Genomic DNA, 595 nt, shown 5'->3' on the forward strand with positions numbered 1-595 from the left:
TGGGCTTCCTCACGGGTGCAGGCATCACCCTTGTCCGGGTCGCCGATGACGAAGATCTCTCCCGCCTTGAACCCCTCCTCGAACGTGGGGTTGAGCATTTGCAGCCGAGAGATCGGCAAGGTGTTGTCATGCTCGGCCAGCTCAAGCAGCACCTGGGAAAAGGACATGCTGCGCGGCACGATGTAGAAACCGGGCTCGAGGGTGCCGGGCAGCGCGCTGGCGTAATGCCGCGAAGCGCCGTCGAGCGCAGGGTTCCAGGCCTGGGCAGGGGGCGTACTGGCTCGCGCCGTGGCCTGCTGCGAGGCCTGCGGAGACGGCGGCGGGCTGAAGAGCGGCGCCACCACACGGTTGCTCCCGCTAGGGCACCCGCAGGCCACCAATGCCCCGTCCATCACCACGGGTCGGCCATCGGAAATGAAGAAGGGGTACCCCTCGACTATTCGGCCAACCTCGCCACACAACGGACAGGGTGTCGTGGCGTCGCCCTCTCGAAGGACCATGCGTCCGCCGGAGAAATAACCCGCGCCCGTACCGATACAGGTTGCGCCCGTGGTGGTGAGGTCGCCATCGACCGCCTGCCCTTTGCCATCCAGAC

At 66.4% G+C, this 595-nt stretch carries 1 protein-coding gene; it reads right to left on the bottom strand.

Annotation, left to right across the window (positions count from 1 at the left end; genetic code table 11):
* The coding region (locus ABFA30_RS23850) for a PAAR domain-containing protein (protein WP_410046074.1) at positions 1-593 on the bottom strand (593 nt) is incomplete at its 3' end.
* Positions 594-595 lie beyond the last annotated feature (2 nt).

The sequence above is a fragment of the Pseudomonas sp. HLMP genome (assembly GCF_046365545.1).
Taxonomy (GTDB): Bacteria; Pseudomonadota; Gammaproteobacteria; order Pseudomonadales; family Pseudomonadaceae; genus Aquipseudomonas; species Aquipseudomonas guariconensis_B.